General features: G+C 42.0%; 19 protein-coding genes. 8 read left to right on the forward strand and 11 right to left on the reverse strand.

What is annotated here, in order from left to right; translation table 11 throughout:
- Window positions 1–24: 24 nt before the first annotated feature.
- Window positions 25–1,062: a Clp protease ClpP gene (locus WBG78_RS28460; protein ID WP_337329931.1), complete on the reverse strand. Its 1,038-nt coding sequence runs from the start codon at window positions 1,060–1,062 to the stop codon at window positions 25–27.
- A 73-nt stretch (window positions 1,063–1,135) separates the two neighbouring features.
- On the opposite strand from WBG78_RS28460, the gene WBG78_RS28465 reads away from it, so the two are divergent.
- Complete coding sequence (locus WBG78_RS28465; protein WP_337329932.1) at window positions 1,136–1,324, forward strand: hypothetical protein; 189 nt, start codon at window positions 1,136–1,138, stop codon at window positions 1,322–1,324.
- Here WBG78_RS28465 and WBG78_RS28470 read toward each other — a convergent pair.
- The 5 genes from WBG78_RS28470 to WBG78_RS28490 all read right to left on the reverse strand — a co-directional run bounded on the left by WBG78_RS28470 (window position 1,305) and on the right by WBG78_RS28490 (window position 6,063).
- On the reverse strand, window positions 1,305–3,338 hold the full coding sequence (locus WBG78_RS28470; protein WP_443092809.1) for a phage portal protein family protein: 2,034 nt from the start codon (window positions 3,336–3,338) through the stop codon (window positions 1,305–1,307). The two genes, WBG78_RS28465 and WBG78_RS28470, sit on opposite strands and share 20 nt — an antisense overlap.
- A 69-nt stretch (window positions 3,339–3,407) precedes the next feature.
- Window positions 3,408–3,968 carry a hypothetical protein gene (locus WBG78_RS28475; protein WP_337329934.1) on the reverse strand — a complete coding sequence of 187 codons (561 nt, stop codon included), beginning with the start codon at window positions 3,966–3,968 and terminating at the stop codon, window positions 3,408–3,410.
- Between the two features lie 42 nt (window positions 3,969–4,010).
- Window positions 4,011–4,880, reverse strand: a complete 870-nt coding sequence (locus WBG78_RS28480) for a hypothetical protein (RefSeq protein ID WP_337329935.1) — start codon at window positions 4,878–4,880, stop codon at window positions 4,011–4,013.
- Between the two features lie 43 nt (window positions 4,881–4,923).
- The gene (locus tag WBG78_RS28485; protein ID WP_337329936.1) at window positions 4,924–5,595 is read right to left on the reverse strand and encodes a recombinase family protein; all 672 of its coding nucleotides are present in this window, start codon (window positions 5,593–5,595) and stop codon (window positions 4,924–4,926) included.
- 66 nt (window positions 5,596–5,661) lie between these two features.
- Window positions 5,662–6,063: an LPD29 domain-containing protein gene (locus WBG78_RS28490; protein ID WP_337329937.1), complete on the reverse strand. Its 402-nt coding sequence runs from the start codon at window positions 6,061–6,063 to the stop codon at window positions 5,662–5,664.
- A gap of 215 nt (window positions 6,064–6,278) precedes the next feature.
- On the opposite strand from WBG78_RS28490, the gene WBG78_RS28495 reads away from it, so the two are divergent.
- The 4 genes from WBG78_RS28495 (at window position 6,279) to WBG78_RS30815 (ending at window position 9,080) form a co-directional block, all read left to right on the forward strand.
- On the forward strand, window positions 6,279–6,734 hold the full coding sequence (locus WBG78_RS28495) for a hypothetical protein (protein ID WP_337329938.1): 456 nt from the start codon (window positions 6,279–6,281) through the stop codon (window positions 6,732–6,734).
- Entirely contained in the window at window positions 6,735–8,126 is a 1,392-nt protein-coding gene (locus tag WBG78_RS28500) for a PBSX family phage terminase large subunit (protein ID WP_337329939.1), read from the forward strand.
- Window positions 8,127–8,193: 67 nt separating this feature from the next.
- Complete coding sequence (locus tag WBG78_RS28505) at window positions 8,194–8,670, forward strand: hypothetical protein (RefSeq protein WP_337329940.1); 477 nt, start codon at window positions 8,194–8,196, stop codon at window positions 8,668–8,670.
- Window positions 8,671–8,672: 2 nt separating this feature from the next.
- Complete coding sequence (locus tag WBG78_RS30815; protein ID WP_443092811.1) at window positions 8,673–9,080, forward strand: phage virion morphogenesis protein; 408 nt, start codon at window positions 8,673–8,675, stop codon at window positions 9,078–9,080.
- Here the strand turns inward: WBG78_RS30815 and WBG78_RS28510 are convergent.
- Window positions 9,069–9,902: an Abi-alpha family protein gene (locus WBG78_RS28510; protein WP_337329941.1), complete on the reverse strand. Its 834-nt coding sequence runs from the start codon at window positions 9,900–9,902 to the stop codon at window positions 9,069–9,071. The two genes, WBG78_RS30815 and WBG78_RS28510, sit on opposite strands and share 12 nt — an antisense overlap.
- A gap of 411 nt (window positions 9,903–10,313) precedes the next feature.
- On the opposite strand from WBG78_RS28510, the gene WBG78_RS28515 reads away from it, so the two are divergent.
- Window positions 10,314–11,195, forward strand: coding sequence for a hypothetical protein (locus tag WBG78_RS28515; protein WP_337329942.1), 882 nt, complete (start codon window positions 10,314–10,316; stop codon window positions 11,193–11,195).
- Window positions 11,196–11,202: 7 nt separating this feature from the next.
- On the opposite strand, the gene WBG78_RS28520 is transcribed toward WBG78_RS28515, so the two are convergent.
- Genes WBG78_RS28520 through WBG78_RS28535 form a run of 4 tightly spaced genes read right to left on the reverse strand, consistent with a single transcriptional unit; the run spans window position 11,203 to window position 12,836 of the window.
- Complete coding sequence (locus WBG78_RS28520) at window positions 11,203–11,919, reverse strand: hypothetical protein (protein ID WP_337329943.1); 717 nt, start codon at window positions 11,917–11,919, stop codon at window positions 11,203–11,205.
- The gene (locus WBG78_RS28525) at window positions 11,916–12,095 is read right to left on the reverse strand and encodes a hypothetical protein (RefSeq protein WP_337329944.1); all 180 of its coding nucleotides are present in this window, start codon (window positions 12,093–12,095) and stop codon (window positions 11,916–11,918) included. The genes WBG78_RS28520 and WBG78_RS28525 overlap by 4 nt, the downstream gene beginning before the upstream one ends.
- A complete protein-coding gene (locus tag WBG78_RS28530; RefSeq protein ID WP_337329945.1) occupies window positions 12,092–12,535 on the reverse strand; it encodes a hypothetical protein in 444 nt (147 codons plus the stop codon). Before WBG78_RS28530 ends, WBG78_RS28525 begins: the two co-directional genes overlap by 4 nt.
- A complete protein-coding gene (locus WBG78_RS28535; RefSeq protein ID WP_337329946.1) occupies window positions 12,498–12,836 on the reverse strand; it encodes a hypothetical protein in 339 nt (112 codons plus the stop codon). The genes WBG78_RS28530 and WBG78_RS28535 overlap by 38 nt, the downstream gene beginning before the upstream one ends.
- 450 nt (window positions 12,837–13,286) lie before the next feature.
- Between WBG78_RS28535 and WBG78_RS28540 the strand changes: the two genes are divergently transcribed.
- Entirely contained in the window at window positions 13,287–14,594 is a 1,308-nt protein-coding gene (locus tag WBG78_RS28540; protein ID WP_337329947.1) for a hypothetical protein, read from the forward strand.
- Between the two features lie 22 nt (window positions 14,595–14,616).
- Window positions 14,617–14,871: a hypothetical protein gene (locus WBG78_RS28545; RefSeq protein ID WP_337329948.1), complete on the forward strand. Its 255-nt coding sequence runs from the start codon at window positions 14,617–14,619 to the stop codon at window positions 14,869–14,871.
- The last annotated feature ends 704 nt before the right edge of the window (window positions 14,872–15,575 follow it).

Here is a 15,575-nt window from a genome sequence, read left to right on the forward strand (position 1 = left end):
TGATTTTATTTCTCGTGGTTAGGATTAGAATGGGTTAACCATCATCGATTGAATAGGTGAAAGCTTCACTTCAATCTCTTGTGGTTGGTTGGTGTTAATCATTTCAGAAAGCTTCTCGGTTTTGGCTAGAGCTTTAATCGCCTTTGAGCCGTTTTCGAAGTCAGCAGTGAGGATTGTTTTCCAAGTTGCCTTGCCTTCAGAGTTGATTTGTTTGTTAGAGAATGCAGTTTCAACCAGAGCGTTGATTTCGGCTTCGTGTTTTGCCACTTCAGCGTCTTTGTAAACTTTCAAAGAGGCTTCGAGTTCTGCGATCTTGCTTTCTCGGTTTGTTATCTCTTGAGTTTTGATTTCAAGAGCGGTTTGAGCTTCTTTAATCTTCGCTTCAACGGCTTTTGCATCCGATTCAGCAGGAAGACCAAGAAGAGCATAAATGTTTTCCATTTGCTCATATTTTGATTTAAGGTTATTGATGTCTTCAATTGAACTGGCTGAAGCGACCATACTGCGTACTTCAGATTGAAATTGGTTCTGAAGGGATAGTCTTGTTTTGATAATCTCAGTTGCAAAGCCTTCGATGAGTGCTTGCTTGGACGTGAACCAAGAATCTTTGCTTAACCAGCCTTTGATTTTGTCTTTGCCTCTCTTTGTGACTGCCTTGATTAAATCGAAGATGTTGTCATTGACTTGATTCAACTTCTCATCAGCAGGGGAGCCGTCTGAATAGTGAGCGGCGTGAATCATCACTTGGCTGTAGTCGTAGACCTTACGCTTTGTACCTGCCAAGAATATCAGAGCAGCCATCGAAGCCGCTACGGTGTCGACAACCGTGGTAACTGGTTTAGTAGAGTTGGAGATTGCCGTAACAATGGGAAAGCCTTTCCAAGTGGAACCGCCAAGGGAATTGATAAGTATTTCTATCTCGTCAACTGAGTCATCGTTTTGTAACGTATCGAATTCTGCAAGGAATCTGTCGAGGGTGAAGCCTTCTGTATCTATCTCATTGAAGAGACGCATCTTTCCAACCTTACCGTCCTTCGCTACAATGAATTTGTTTTCTTCCATTGCAGATAAATAGATTGATGGAAGGAAAAAGCTTGTGCAGCGGATTGTTTTTCTTTATGCAGTATTTATAGCTATGGATACTTCAGCTATGTACAAGGAGTTGCTAAGGCAACGTAACAATCTGATTGTAGAGCGATTTAAAGAACTCTACAACATCAACAATTGGCACTATTTGAAACTTGAATACGTTTACAGTGTTATTGCAAAGGAGTTCAAGTTGTCAACTAGAACCGTGAAGGCAATTATTTATTCTGCAAAGTGATGTCGATAGCATCCTTTTCGCTTTGGCTCAAGCTTTTGATGTAGAGATGGTCTTTTGGGAATAGATCACCTGTCTTTGCAGGGTTGTATTTGAATCCCTTGTCTGGAATCGATCGAAGTTCCTTCCTTTCGCTTGCTGACAATTTGGATGCTTTGCCATTGGGAACAACAACCAGACGGCAGCGACAGCCCCAACCAAGCGGCGGAGTAATGGAATTCCAAATGCTGTCAGTCTTCTTGAACTGTAGACCGTTCAACTTAGCGTGTTCGGGTCTATTCCTTGCGTCCATGACAGCGCTGAACTCTAAGATGTCACCATCTTCATAGCTTCTCCAATCGGATATGCTCTGTGCCTGTGCTATTGCCAAGTTGTATTCAGCTTTGAGGTCAGCGTTGTTAAAACTTAAGCCAATTCCCTTGGCTTCTTTTTTGAATTCATTGAAGGGTCTTATTGCTCCGGAACCGTCCAATAGCATTTCGTTGAAGGATTTTGTCATTGCTTTGGCTTTGCCACCAACGAAGTAATATGTCTTTTGCCTCAAGGCGTTGAGGAATTCAACGTCTTCAGAATCGAAATCGGCATCAGAATCGTAGCCAAAGCTGTTCATGACGGCATTGAACATTAATTCGCCCACACTTCTAATGTATTCGGCACTTATGACATTAACGTTACGGTTGAAGTATACGTCTTCAATGATGCTGTCAACTATCGCTTCAAGTTCGCTGCTGTAGAGGTCGTCAACGTCTTCGTTTGCTAAGGCAATGATGTCTTTACAATCACAAACTCCCGCTATGCAAGCGCCGGAACACTCTGCTATTGCCTTAGCGGTTTCGATTGGACTTTTTTTTTCAACGGCGTTGGCTGCAGTACCGGCTTCAGCTTTTTCCCCGGCATAGTCTGGAACTTCAAATGGCAAGTCAAGATAATCCTTCAGGTCTTTGCCCAATGGGTAATATCCGGCTAAGGTAAGCTGGTTGATTGTGCTAAGTTTTTCGGCGTAACTTCTCTTTTCACGTGTTATGAACTTGAAAGACAATCCATCTAAACCATACCCCAAAGCCGATAGCTTAGGGAAGACAACGTCGTTGACAAAGTAACTCATATACTCTCTATCTGCTTCACTGATTTCGTTCAAGATGTCCTGATGAACTTCGGCTGAACCCACGTAGCTTTTTTCGTCACTGGTTGAGGTTTGACCAACAATTGCTTTACTGATTTCCCAATTGCAAAGGTTAATTAACTGACCATAGATTTGGTGAGGGTCGTTTGAAGCTGAATTCAATACCTCAAGGGTGTCATTTTGACCAATTACGATGTTACGGGAAACAAGATACTTCTGCATATCAGCCAAGTACTTGGGTGTCTGGTCAAGGTTGTCACTGCGAAGGATTAAGGCAGGCATACCGTGAATGGTGGCGTGTTCAGCCCAATAGCTCATTACAGTTCGCTTAATCAACACAAGGTTTACCACTTGGTTAAGAATGCCAAGCGTTTCAGAATCAATTAAGATGTAGTAATCAGAGTCGTTTCTTCCTTCGATTGGAATGAGAGTACCTTCGGTAACTTGGTAGGGATTTCTGATAATAGCTTTGAATTCCGGAATGACGTTGCCACGTGGAAATGGCTTAACTGAGACTATTTCGCCGCTTACTAAGTCTTGAACTTCTATTAACGAGTAGCCAAAGAAGCGAGAGTCGATGACGCCTTCAAGGATTGCGGAAAACCACTTCTTGGATAGCAATGCTGTTGCATCTTCGTTGATATTTCCATTCGCGTCCACGACAACAAACTCTTCACCCAATACCTTGCTCTTCCTTTGTTGGAGAACTGAACTGAGGTGAGCGTCGATGAGGATTGATTCATAGATGTCAATCAAGGGTTTCTTGATTGGATAAACTATGTTGCCGTTATACTTCTGTACTTCGGCATTTGCGTAGGCACTTACCCATTGGCTAACTGTTTTTCTGGTTCGGTCGTGCCAGTTGTCTATTTTATCTGAAGCTTTCTCTGACATAGTAACTATATCAGATAAATACTAAGCTGAGTAGGGAACGTCCTCAAATTCACTCTTGCTCTTTCCGGTTTACCACTGATACCCAATACCGGTAGTAGTGCCACCACTTATGAGAATTCCGTAAGCCTTTCTGTTTTCAACTTCCGGGAAGTCTGGACTCACTCTTTCAGCTTGTATTGCTTTCAAGTACATCATCACTTCGTCGTAAGCATTCTTTCTATGTGTTGGAATATTATCGGGGCTTACTCGCTCATGAAGCTTGTAGAGTGAGATAGTGACCATCCATTCAACAATAAGCGGGTTGCGTGGTTCTGTGAGTGTCCAACCCGATGGTGGAGCAAGTGTTGTTGCATAGTCTGGAGAGTAGAGGAATTCATCAGCTTCCAATCCGGTGGAAGAGTACCAAACAGTCATGCCGGTGCTATAGCTGTTTCCGGAAACGTAGTCCGAATATACGCTAAACAATTTGCCTAGGTCATAGCGTTTCCTTAACCATAGGCTAATTGACTCTTGAGCACGAAGTTCTGAATCGAAAAGTATTGCTTGGGGGTGCTCTTCCTCATGCAGAAGAGTTTCAAGGTCGTAGGCTGTGATTTTGGAAGCGTAATCGGATTGGCGTAAATATCTCATAGAGATAAATACATTGAATCGATATATTAAACTATATAAGGACTAAGGTTGTTTTAGCAGACGGCTTTCGGCAAGCTTGGACCAAGCGTCAAAGGTAGTTCGTTGCTCAACCGAAAGCATATTGAATGCAAACTTGCATGAGGGGAAGTTGTTAAGCAGATCGTTAATTTGAAATGTGAAAATGCCAATTTGGTCGACAAGTATTGCCATCAGTGTGTGATTGAGTGCAGCACGGTCGGTGAGATAGTCTTTCAGTTGAATTGTGCTCAAGTACTCTGCATGCACGAAGTTGGAATATAGACGCCATCCCATATAAAATTGTTGATTCAGTATGCCACGCGCTCTGATGATGTCTTCTATAGATATTTCAGTTGCGGACTTACCACTGAGTAGATACTTTTTTCTATCGCTTTTAAGCTTCGCGAAATAGGTGTTTGCCTTGATTGACTGTTCTAGTGTGGCTATCTCGCCTGCTTCTTTTTTGAGTTGCTTTTTTCCTTCCGGTGTAGTGACCGCAAATAATTGTCGGCGCTTTAATCCAGCGAATTCAAACAACAGCTTTCTGAAATTTGACTGGTCGGCTGGAATGTTGTCGAAATTTAGGTAGTAGGTGACCAGATACGTTTCAATTATTGAACGAGCCAAAACATAAGTTGAAGAAATGTCAGGGTAGTCGTGAAACACGCCACTAACGTGGGTAGGTCTGCTTTTGCCTCTTACAGTATCAACTAATGAACCGCCGTGTTGGGCAAGCTTTATAAGCTGAACTTCGAGAAACGTTTGATTCGGTTTGAGTTTAACTTTTGCATCATACATAACGTTCGTTGTGTAGTTCAAAACGAACACCATCGTGTTGAGGTCAGTTAAGAATCCATTGTAGTCGCTTGTTTTTTGCTGCTTCCGAATTTGCATTGTTTTCTCTGTGGACATCCTTTGCTCGTGCATCATATGACTGTTATTTATTCCAACGTTCTGACCTCTCCAAAAGCTTCCTTACAGTGATTGCTTTGAACGGATTGCCTAAGCTGGTCTTATATTCAAGCTTGTTCAAACGGTCTGCAATTTCCTGATAAGTCCAACCGCTCTTCAGCTTGTCGTTGATTAATTCAAGCGCTTGAAGGTTGTTCTTGTGGGTCTTAGCATTCTCCCTAGAGACTTTGCCCCCAAGCTTTTGAGCCTTATGCGTCATATTCTCAGGAGAGCCAAGGCGAACACCCTTAGCCTTAAGAACGGCTAACGCTGCTTTGGTCCGCTGACTGGTGATTTCCCTTTCATGTTGGGCGATGGTGGCAAATATCCCAACGGTAAGGGTGTTGGCATCGGGTAGGTCCAAGGCTTTGAAGTCTACCTTAGTATCCCTAAGGGTAAAGACAAAGCTAACGTTACGCGATAATCTGTCAAGTTTTGCGATGAGTAGGGTAGCTTTTGCCTTCTTTGCGTGGTCAATAGCCTTCTGCAATTGGGGTCTAGCGTCATTCTTTCCTGATTCGACCTCTGTGTACTCTGCAATGAGTTCGCGTCTCTTATCGCCTGTAATAAAGTCCTGAACGGCTTTCTTTTGGGCTGCTAGACCAAGGGTTGAATCTCCTTGCTTCTTGGTTGATACTCGGTAGTAGCTGATAAACATCTTTGACACGGTTAAATTTAATTAAAAAAGGGGCAACCGCCCCCAACCATAAACCTGTTAACCCTTTTACTTCCGGATGAAGGGTTTGTCCCACTTGCCAACCTGATAGTCGATGTAGAAACTGCAATTGAAATAGTCCGTCATGCTGTCGGACTTGTCCCAATGGTATTGCATAAGCACGCCGTGAACCAGTTCGAACACGGCTTTGGCTTCGGCTGTTAGGTTCTGGTCTTCCGTAAACGTGTAGTGGTTGACACCATATTGACCCGTAAACGGCTTTGGTTCCCTCTCAAAGTTGCTGAAACCACGGTAAACAATCTCATTATTGACGATTGGAGCAAAGGGAGCTTCCATAAGCCTAACAGATATGCGGCTATAGTCGGTTGTTACGGACAACTTCACGCCTTTGATAGCCTTGATTGCTTGTTTAAGCTCTTTTGCGATTTCCTTGGTTGACTTGGTAAGCATAACCTGTTGTTGTTTTGTTTGGTCATTGATACCGTAAAAATGTGAAAGGTAACAGCCTTAAAGGAACGTTTAAGGTAAGTAATTGACTGTAAATATGTCAGGTCGTTGGGTTTAGCAGGTGTTAGGCACATATCAGATTCACAATTGATAACTATTTATTACGGGTTCGCGCTCATACCGTAAACCGGAATCAAGCGAACCAAGACAAGACCGAGATGACAAGAGAAGAGATTGATAAGCTTAGAGAAGCTGACCCCGCAACACTGACGCCGAAGCAAAGGAGCTTACTTCAACTGACCCACGTTGAGAAGGGGCAAGTATTAAACCCTGAAGGAAGAAAGGTAGGAGTTCCAAACAGGGTCAACAAGGATTCAAAGGAGCTACTGAAGCTTGCATTAGAGAACAATATGCCCAAAGTAGATGCCGCTATTAGCCAGTTGCTGGAATCCAACAACGAGGCAACAAGGTTGAGGGCAATTGAAGTATTAACGCGCTTGCTTGAATTCACCACACCTAGGCTTGCGGCTGTCGCTGTTAAGACCGATGGAGAGGGAAATAGAATCATTGTCATTGGAAAGCCGCAAGAATTGGGCATGACCTCACAAGACTCCAATGCCATTCATGACGAAGAAACCAACAATAACACTATCGATGTAACACCAGATGAATAAGTGACAATTGACCTATCCAACCTAAAGAACATCACTTCACCTCACTTTTACCCTGCCTATTCAAACAGAAAGAAATTTCAAATCTATTGGGGGTCGCAAGGGTCTGGTAAGAGCTACTTCATTGCTTCGAAGATTATTCTTCGAATTCTTACCGATAGGCAACAACATCGTGTATTGGTCATGCGTAAAGTTCACGCTAAGATTCGTGACAGTGTTTTCAATTTGTTTAAGCAAGTAATTAAGGATTGGGGTTTAGAAATGCTTACGGAAACTACTTCAACTCCCTTTAGCATTAAGTTTCCAGCCTTCAATGATTCAGAGATTATTTTTTACGGTGCTGATGATGATGGAGAGAAATTGAAGTCCATAAACAACATCAATAAGATTTGGCTGGAGGAAGCCGTTGAATTTGAAGATGAATCCACAGTTGACCAGATTATTGACCGTATACGTGGAAGGTACAAGTATCCACCTGAAATATTCTTCAGTTTCAACCCTGTAAGTGAAAAGCATTTCTTAAAGCGTAAGTTCTTTGACGACTTGGAACTTCAAGAGCAGACTTTTCTGCATCACTCCACTTGGAAGGATAATCCGTTCGTTGACCCTGACTACGGAGCAGGAATGAAACTGCGATACAAAAACAACGTCAATGCCTACAACGTCCGTGTTCTTGGTATTTGGGGAAATGACCAGTTCGGCGGGGAATGTTATCACAAGTTCTCCATCGCTAGCAATTGCCGCAAGAATAGCTACGATGTAGACTTGCCTTTGCTGTTGTCTTTTGACTTCAATGCCTTGCCCTCGTGTAGTGTGTTAGTTCTTCAAATTGCGGATAATGAGCTTTCTGTACTTGAAGAAATTTCCCTTGCTCATCCTAGGAACCGACCTATTCACCTTTGTCAGGAGTTCATGCGCAAGTATGGAACTCATACCTCTGGTGTTTGGGTAACTGGTGACGCTTCAGGTCGCGGTGAAAGCCACAAGATGGAAGCCGGGACCAATGACTATACCGTAATATTCGACTCTCTGAAGTCAATGCCCTTCTTAAAGAACTACGTCCTTTCTAAGAATGCTTCGGTTGTACAACGTCTTGAGTTTATCAATGACATCTTCGCCATGAGCCAAGAATGTAGTATTTGGCTTGATGACTCTGGATGTCCTAAGCTAATTGAAGACTTGACCTACTTAAAAGCCAACAACGAAGGCGGTAAGCTTAAGCAAAAAGTAAAAGACAAGACAACGGGGGCAACTTACGAGAAGCTTGGTCACCTTAGCGACTGCCTTGACTATGCGGTAACCACTTTTTTGAAAGCTCATTTCAAGTCATTCATTAAGGGAAGTGAAATCAGCTTGAACGTTGGTAACACGTATGTGCCTAGAAACATCTTTTGAAAACTGGACACAAAAACGCTATCTGTTCAGGAAATGCTAATAATTGGAGATAAGACTATTTACAATCATGCTAACAGGAGAAACGACATCAACCAGAATATACAATACTATCAAACAGGCTTTGCCTTCAGAGGTAAAACAATACGGGTTGTGGAATAATCAATTGACGAAATTGAAGGAAGGGAACATTAATCCCGTTCGCTTTCCTGCCGTCTTTGTAAGCTTTGAGAACAACTACGATTCCTTAAGCTCCGGTGTTCAGCAGATTCAGGGAATATTTGTTCTGAACATCTGCCTTGAATCCTTGAAACAGTCTGACGAATACAATCTTCGCTTCAAGGATTATATATACCAACAGCTTTCCTATCAACTACCGAAATTAGGATTTCAAGACTTTTACCGTTCGTTCGAAACTCAAGACACTGACTTTGACAACTTGATTGTCTGGTCACAAGAGTACACATATTCCTACATTGACTCACTTGCTCAAGATCGCATCATTGCTATTCATCCTTACGTCATTACTCCCGATGTACACTACTAAGCATGAGCAACACCGCCGCACAGTTCGCTAAGATTTGGTCAACCAAGCTTGCGAAAGTTAAGAGAGTGATAAGAAGGTTGCCTCGTGACGTTGGCAATGAAGCCTTGCGTTGGTTCATCGACAACTTTCGAAAGCAACAGTCACCAGAAGGGCAAGCTTGGAAATCTCGTAAAGATGGCGATGGTTCTAGGTCACTACTTGTACAATCAGGACGGCTTAGAAAATCTATTAGGTTAACCAAAGTAACTAGTAACGGTTTTCGCATTGGGAGTTCAGTACCTTATGCCGACTATCACAACTCCGGAACCAGAAGAACACCTCAAAGGCAATTCCTTGGACGCAGTGCCGTCTTGATGAGACGCTTGGAGAGAATGATAAAGGCAAAGATTTTGTGGAGCTTAAGAGGTTGACTTGCTTTTCTTTTCGTTAGTGACTTTAAAGAAGCGTTTGCCTAAGTCGGTAAATGCATAGGAGTCATATTCGTGGCGGATTTCTATATCAAGTCCTCCCGTCTCAACAGTTCCAAAGGTATTTGTTTCAATACTTAATCCTTTGTGATAACCTGATTGAATCGGTACTGTTTGCACTATTCCTAACCTAACGGCATTGGCAGTTTCAAATGGTTGAAGTTCATTTTCACGAAGTAGATTAACGTTAAAGCTTAGGTGTGACCTTAACTCTTGCTCTTCCCGGAGAAGTTTCTGTCTTTCAAACCTGTCATCCAACCGGTTGTTCTTGGTAATTCCCTGAAGCATTGCTTGAACTTCCTCAAGTCTACTTTTGGATTCGTTCGTATCTATGTCTATTAGCTTTAGCTCATTCTGAAGCTTGGTATATTCGTCCTTTGAAAGCTGACTAAGAATGAAAGGAAAAACTGTGTTCTGAATATTGTTTTCAGAGTCCACCATATTCCCCAACAGTATTGACCATTTGTCTTGCAAGAACTCATCTTCCTCAAGGCTAGCATTCTCAAGTAAGGGAGTCAACACTTTTAAGGAAGCCGGTTTGATTTTAATGTTGTGTTTGGCACAATATTCATGAGCGCGGTTGAGTATTCTTACCTGCTTCTTGAATCGCCATTCTGTTATTGTATCTCTGACCAATAGTCCAGCTTCTTCAACTGTTGGCATAATCAATTTGGAAAGAAACTCGTTGGCAAGTTTGAAGCCTTGTTCGATTGCTCCGGAGGTAATATCTACCCGGATGGATTTGTTACTATTGTCCTCAGACATAACGGTCGTGTTTCACTAAAGTTAAGTAAAAAAGGCAACCTTTTTACAGTCGCCTTCTTTCTGGGTATCCGGACGGGCTAACGAATTATTTTGGAATGTATACCTTCACCTTACTTGGGGTTTCATAAATGAAGATTTGTCTCTTGTCAATCTCCAATGAATCGTTATACAATAGGGTAATGCTTGTGGTTATCATTTTAAATTGTACATCCCCGAAGGGGCAGTAGTCACAGACTGTATCATGCGGAAGCTTCAGGTACTTAAGTATCGAATTGTGAAGGTAGTCTTCAATGGGTTCTTCTTTGAGTATGCGTTTGTAAACTGTTCCGCAAATTGCCTTTAACTCGTACCATTCCGCCGCCGTCAGTCCCACGGCATAATTCTAACTAATATTTTTAGTATATTGATGCAATGCAAGTAGAAAAAATGACCTTCAACGGACCTGCTCTAGAGAGAGCTATTGAACTTATTGAAAGACAAATCGTTGACAAGATTGGCAAGTCTAACATTGGCGAAGTATCGATCGAAACCCGTAAGACTATTCACTACAAGGGGTCAAACCATGAGATTGACATCTTCGTTACAGTGAATTTGAATATTGGAGTTCCTCACATCTACATATTCGAAGCCAAGAACAGACAGGATAAGACTGATAAGAATGACATAATCATTTTTGAAGACAAAATTGATGCTGCTAATGCTCAACAAGGCTTCTTTGTTTCAAGAGAATACACTAGCGGAGCAGTCGGACGTGCTAAGGAATCCCCACGAATGACTTTGTTGACTGTTGAAGAGACTACGGAACTCAAGCCCGATGAACTAATGAATATGCAGTATTTGATAAGGGGAGATTCGAAGGTTACATTTGTTGTCTTCCCTACTACAGAACAGGCACTTGATAACAGTCAGATAATTACTCTGACTGATGGTAGGAACATATCATTGAACGATCTTGTTTCTGAGAAATACCACGGCTTTCATAATAAGATTCCGGGCAACGAAGAGGGAAACGATGTACGGGAAGTTGTCAAAGCTTTGAACTGCGAAGTGATTAGGTTTGAGGTTGTGAAGCCAAAGATTGACGGCGTACAATACGACTATTTGGGTGTTGACATCTACACTCCATTAAGCTCCCAATATCCAACGCTAGTTTACGACTTCAAGGTTCAGGAACGTGGACGATACTTTAAAATTCAGTCAAAAGACTCTTCAGGCAAGAAGCTTATTGAGTTCGAGATTACTAAGATAGATGATACCCATTATCATTTTCATAAGATTGATTTTCAAGACTAAACTCCGTTCACCCTGAAGGATGTTCCTTTCCATCAGTTTCTCTATCTTTCATTATTTCGTGACGGCGTTTGACAGCTTTGATAAATATCGCTATCCCTTCTTCGAACGTATCTGCTTCAATGAATATTCCAAGGTCTTGGCTGTATATGCCATAGGCATCAACTCCTTTTGCTTTGTGGTATGTATACGGAGTTTCAATGTTGTTGCCGTCAAGCTCAACGGTAACGGTTCCGCCGCTTTCTTTACTTGGTGTAAGATCAATGAACGGAATGTTTTGCCGCTCCAAGAACTCGTAAAAGTCTCTAGGTTTGTCTTTCCCCCAAACGGGATACTTGTGAGGCTTCAGGATGTTGAAGACTCGCTTTGGTGTTAGGTTGGGATTATACTTCATCTTAATAGTGAGACTATTATATCCAGTTGGAAAGTTGCCCGTTTCTTGTGGGTGGTTCTTGATTACAAACTTGTGGTTCATTAGAACGTGTTGTTTGTGAAAGATAGCTGACGGATGTTGGAGAAATCCAGTATGCTCAAAGCTTACAGTGTTCTTTGGGGTTCTCGCTTCCAAGTAAGGTTGGGTTCCTGAAAAACCAGCGTAGTACACAAGTATCATATGCTTATAATCAGATACGGGAACGGGTGACGGCATTCTATAGAAGACGGCATAGAAGAACTTATATAGTTCCCTCATCTTCAACCAGTGTCTTATATGTTTAATAATAGTCATTGTAGATATTTTTTATGGTCCGGGTGCAGCACCTTCATGCGTCGCTCGTGGTCTTGTTCAATCTCTCTTATCAGTTCCTTTAATGGCAATCGTAACAGATACACTACCTCGTCCCAAGAGTAGAAGATGTCATAGTTATCGAATTCACCCGGATTGAAACTATAATGCGGTGTCATATAGGTCGTCTCATTAGTTTCATTATTATTTCTTCCAGTTCCTTCACTCGTTGCCTGCACTTTGGCAAATAGCGGTACTTGTGCGCATGCTTGCGTTGGTACTCCTGCTGATATTTCCGGTAGGCTTCAGTCGATCGGACTTTGTCTTCGTACTTCTTTTTGGAAGCAATACGATACTTGTTGTACAGTTGCCTATGTTCCGCCGTGCCGTGTTGTCTTATGAAGTGGCATAGGACTGCTGTACTAATTTTGTAGGTCGTCGTTCCCGGTTCATACTTCTTTCTTGTACGTTGGACATAGGCAGTTAAGAAGTCGCTCGTGAAGTACACCGCTATGTCCTTGTCATGAACAACGTCTGTAAGTGCGGCATTCGCTATATGATATTTGTCTTTGGGTAGCGTCTTAACAACCTGTGATTGGGCTAAAGTGTTTGAGGTCAAATGGGTCTTTGCTTTGAAGTATGTGAGTTATTTGTGTTGGAAGTGGTTTAACCACTGCGTGTGGATACGCTATGTAAATGATATTCGAAGGTTGAGTATATAACTCGTGCTCGTCTGCAGAGAAGTCAACAAGGTCATTGCAAATACTGCTGATGATGTAAGTCGTTACTTCAGTTTCTTCTAAGTCGATGTTAATTTGGTCGAATCCGAATACTGATTCGTGGACATGAACAAGTTTGCCGTCTTCATATTCAAGTATGTTACCTGTTTCCGGAATGAGATATAGTGATTTGCCTTTCATTGAGTAATGTTGTTTTACTTTAAATACGTGGAAGTGAAGAGATGATTGAATTATTTTTAATTAAAAATGTTTTAGTAAAAGAGTAGATCGGTGCGGATTTACTGTAGACTTATTCAACACTTTAGGCTTATGCAACTCGTCGATGCCTAATGCAGTTGGTAGATGGATGAAAATATATTTTTCAGAAATTTGACTTCATCAATTCTGTCCCTGAAATTTGTTGAATCTTAGTTCGCAGCTAGACGTAATGAATTCAATTTTTAATAACTCTTTACGTATTTATATTCAAGAAAGGCATCGTGTAAGGATGTTAAAGGACTTTGAATGATTTAACTAGTCATAAATAGGAAGAAGCCCGGACGTACTTACACTGCGGACGGGTTTTTTTATTTTATGACAGTTACTAATGACATAAGGTTCTCTTCTAAAGCAGTTCGACTTAAATCCAAGTTGAAGGAAGACTTTTTGTTATTGCTAAACGTCAGAGCATGCTCCACCGGCAAGACCTTGAAGCCGGGATATATTGCCAAGAAGGAAATACGCAAGATCGCTGCAGATTCTAAGCAATCACCCGTTACCCTGAAGTCAAAGCTTGACTACCTAGTTTCTGTTGGATTTGCCCAAGCTGTTGGTGGCGGCGGCTATACCCTAGTATCGATTCGCAAAGTCAACAAGACTCTTGATTTAGCTTACGATAAAAAGACCGAGTCAGGAGTGCTTACAGGCAAGAAATATATACCCTACCTACACTGTACCTTACCGGTAAGCAAAGACCAACGCATACTTTCAACACTGTTTTTATATTTTCTCATTAACGAAATCTTTCAACGCTATCAATTCGTAGTGAACGGCGCTCGTACACATCGGTCCGACAATCGGAACCAAGAAACACGTCCTGAAAACTTTGAACTTAGCATTGAGAAGATAATGGAGAGAGGAAATTATACGAGCAAGATGCAGGTTTGGCGGCTGTTGAATCAACTGGAAAGTGTTGGGCTATGCTCTATCCAGAGGGGTCAATCTTACGGAGCATGCAACAGGATTACTTTGCATCCCCTTTCTTCTGCCAAGTGGAGCAAGCTTAATGGCAAGAGAGAGGCAACCAACCCCTTAGCTAAACTAAGTGAGATACTCAAGGAGCTTAACCCTAAGACCACCACTAAGGGCAAGAAGGTTAAGCGTATAGTACTGGCAAAGAAGCCCAAGAAAGTACCTATTAAGCTTAATGCAGCGGAAGAGAAGTTCAGGAAGGTATTGGATGCTGGTCTTACTGGTATCTTATGTGACTCCAACGTTGGTTTGAATGAAGCCTACCGTTACGGTCGGAAGATAAGCAGACTAATGTTTAGCAAGCTTCTGGTATACTGTCTTAACGATAAGGATTTGCGATCTATTCTCCTTACTGAATTTGGGGTTGTTAACTTCGAGGTTAAGGAAATGAATGGAGTGTACAAGTATCAGAGAGATTCAGACCTTATGTATTTGGACTACAATTATCACAACGTTAGCCTTGTTGAATCTGGTGGTAACTATTCTTTTGGTCAAGTGCTGGTGAGTAAGGGTGAAGGGGTTATTTCTGCAAAAGATACAGCCTACGCTATTGTAAGAGCTAATGACCTAGCTCATGCGAGAAAGCAAGCTTTGATTGCCCAAGAGAAGGAGCATGAGCAAAGGGAACGTAAGAGAAGGAAGGAAGAGATTGAACGACTAATGACAGAGGGACTTAAAAGGATGGCAGATAAGATGTGTATAATATAGTAACATTTACAATATATCATATATGAACCAAAATAAGGAAGTGAGGGTAAGCTTCATCATTCGTGACCCTAGTATGGTGGAGCGTATAACTAATAGGTATTATGAAAACTTTGAGCTAACAGTAGTTGAACCAAGTGGTGGGTATTCAACTGTTGAAACTGCCGCAATAGCGGTAGAGATTGATAATGAAGCTAGAATATTCATTGAGGGTATAAAGACTAGCAGATGGATGGGTGAAAATAATGGTATTGAGATTAAACGAGCAAAGAACAAATGAAGAGACTAACTAAATACCAGAAACATCTTAGGACCACCTGCAAGACCAAGCGTGAATGGTGGAAGTACAGGGACGATAACGGCGTATATTTAAGCCGGGGCACATTTTTTACTGAAGTTGAATACCACGGCTACGACTTGGGTCGACTCCACATCCAATTGACTAGGAACACAGTAACCAGCTATCAGAATCACCTATTAAGTTTCAACGGCTATTGCCCGGACCGGGAAAGTAGGAACTGGTTCCGTAAGCACAAGTACAATATTCCGGATGAACATTTTGCGCCCAATGTATTAAACATTGAACTAGTCCGGAAACCTGATTGTCGGTAGCAGCGTGTGTTACCGAGATAGTTCTTGGAGGTACCCGTTAAGAAGAAGCCGTAACTCGTGTACGTGAACTTGCTCCATCTTGCGTAATTCCTCCGCTGCTATCGCTGACGCCTTCGTAATAGCGGCGTGTGCATCATCTTCTGCATGAGCATCCGTGTACAACTGTAAAACCTTTATGGCGTAGTTCATTATGTTTTGCAGTATATCTGACCTATCACCGAACTGAAGGCGGATTAAATTTAGTCGTGCCATTGCATGACCTACCTTCGTGGCAATAAAGGTGAAGTCTGTCATATGATAATTCCGGACGCTTTGACCCACCTATTCCGCTAATGGTTTGACCCACCCTATGGCGTGGGAGATTTGATGTGT

Source organism: Chryseolinea sp. T2, assembly GCF_037203685.1.
GTDB lineage: Bacteria > Bacteroidota > Bacteroidia > Cytophagales > Cyclobacteriaceae > Chryseolinea.

Excerpts from the sequence above, each read along its gene's own strand:
- WBG78_RS30815 (WP_443092811.1), top strand. The coding sequence starts at position 8,673 with ATGAGCAACACCGCCGCACAGTTCGCTAAGATTTGGTCAACCAAGCTT.
- WBG78_RS28510 (WP_337329941.1), bottom strand. The coding sequence starts at position 9,902 with ATGTCTGAGGACAATAGTAACAAATCCATCCGGGTAGATATTACCTCC.
- WBG78_RS28515 (WP_337329942.1), top strand. The coding sequence starts at position 10,314 with ATGCAAGTAGAAAAAATGACCTTCAACGGACCTGCTCTAGAGAGAGCT.
- WBG78_RS28520 (WP_337329943.1), bottom strand. The coding sequence starts at position 11,919 with ATGACTATTATTAAACATATAAGACACTGGTTGAAGATGAGGGAACTA.
- WBG78_RS28505 (WP_337329940.1), top strand. The coding sequence starts at position 8,194 with ATGCTAACAGGAGAAACGACATCAACCAGAATATACAATACTATCAAA.
- WBG78_RS28495 (WP_337329938.1), top strand. The coding sequence starts at position 6,279 with ATGACAAGAGAAGAGATTGATAAGCTTAGAGAAGCTGACCCCGCAACA.
- WBG78_RS28465 (WP_337329932.1), top strand. The coding sequence starts at position 1,136 with ATGGATACTTCAGCTATGTACAAGGAGTTGCTAAGGCAACGTAACAAT.
- WBG78_RS28470 (WP_443092809.1), bottom strand. The coding sequence starts at position 3,338 with ATGTCAGAGAAAGCTTCAGATAAAATAGACAACTGGCACGACCGAACC.
- WBG78_RS28525 (WP_337329944.1), bottom strand. The coding sequence starts at position 12,095 with ATGACACCGCATTATAGTTTCAATCCGGGTGAATTCGATAACTATGAC.
- WBG78_RS28480 (WP_337329935.1), bottom strand. The coding sequence starts at position 4,880 with ATGCAAATTCGGAAGCAGCAAAAAACAAGCGACTACAATGGATTCTTA.
- WBG78_RS28490 (WP_337329937.1), bottom strand. The coding sequence starts at position 6,063 with ATGCTTACCAAGTCAACCAAGGAAATCGCAAAAGAGCTTAAACAAGCA.
- WBG78_RS28485 (WP_337329936.1), bottom strand. The coding sequence starts at position 5,595 with ATGTTTATCAGCTACTACCGAGTATCAACCAAGAAGCAAGGAGATTCA.
- WBG78_RS28460 (WP_337329931.1), bottom strand. The coding sequence starts at position 1,062 with ATGGAAGAAAACAAATTCATTGTAGCGAAGGACGGTAAGGTTGGAAAG.
- WBG78_RS28545 (WP_337329948.1), top strand. The coding sequence starts at position 14,617 with ATGAACCAAAATAAGGAAGTGAGGGTAAGCTTCATCATTCGTGACCCT.
- WBG78_RS28535 (WP_337329946.1), bottom strand. The coding sequence starts at position 12,836 with ATGAAAGGCAAATCACTATATCTCATTCCGGAAACAGGTAACATACTT.
- WBG78_RS28475 (WP_337329934.1), bottom strand. The coding sequence starts at position 3,968 with ATGAGATATTTACGCCAATCCGATTACGCTTCCAAAATCACAGCCTAC.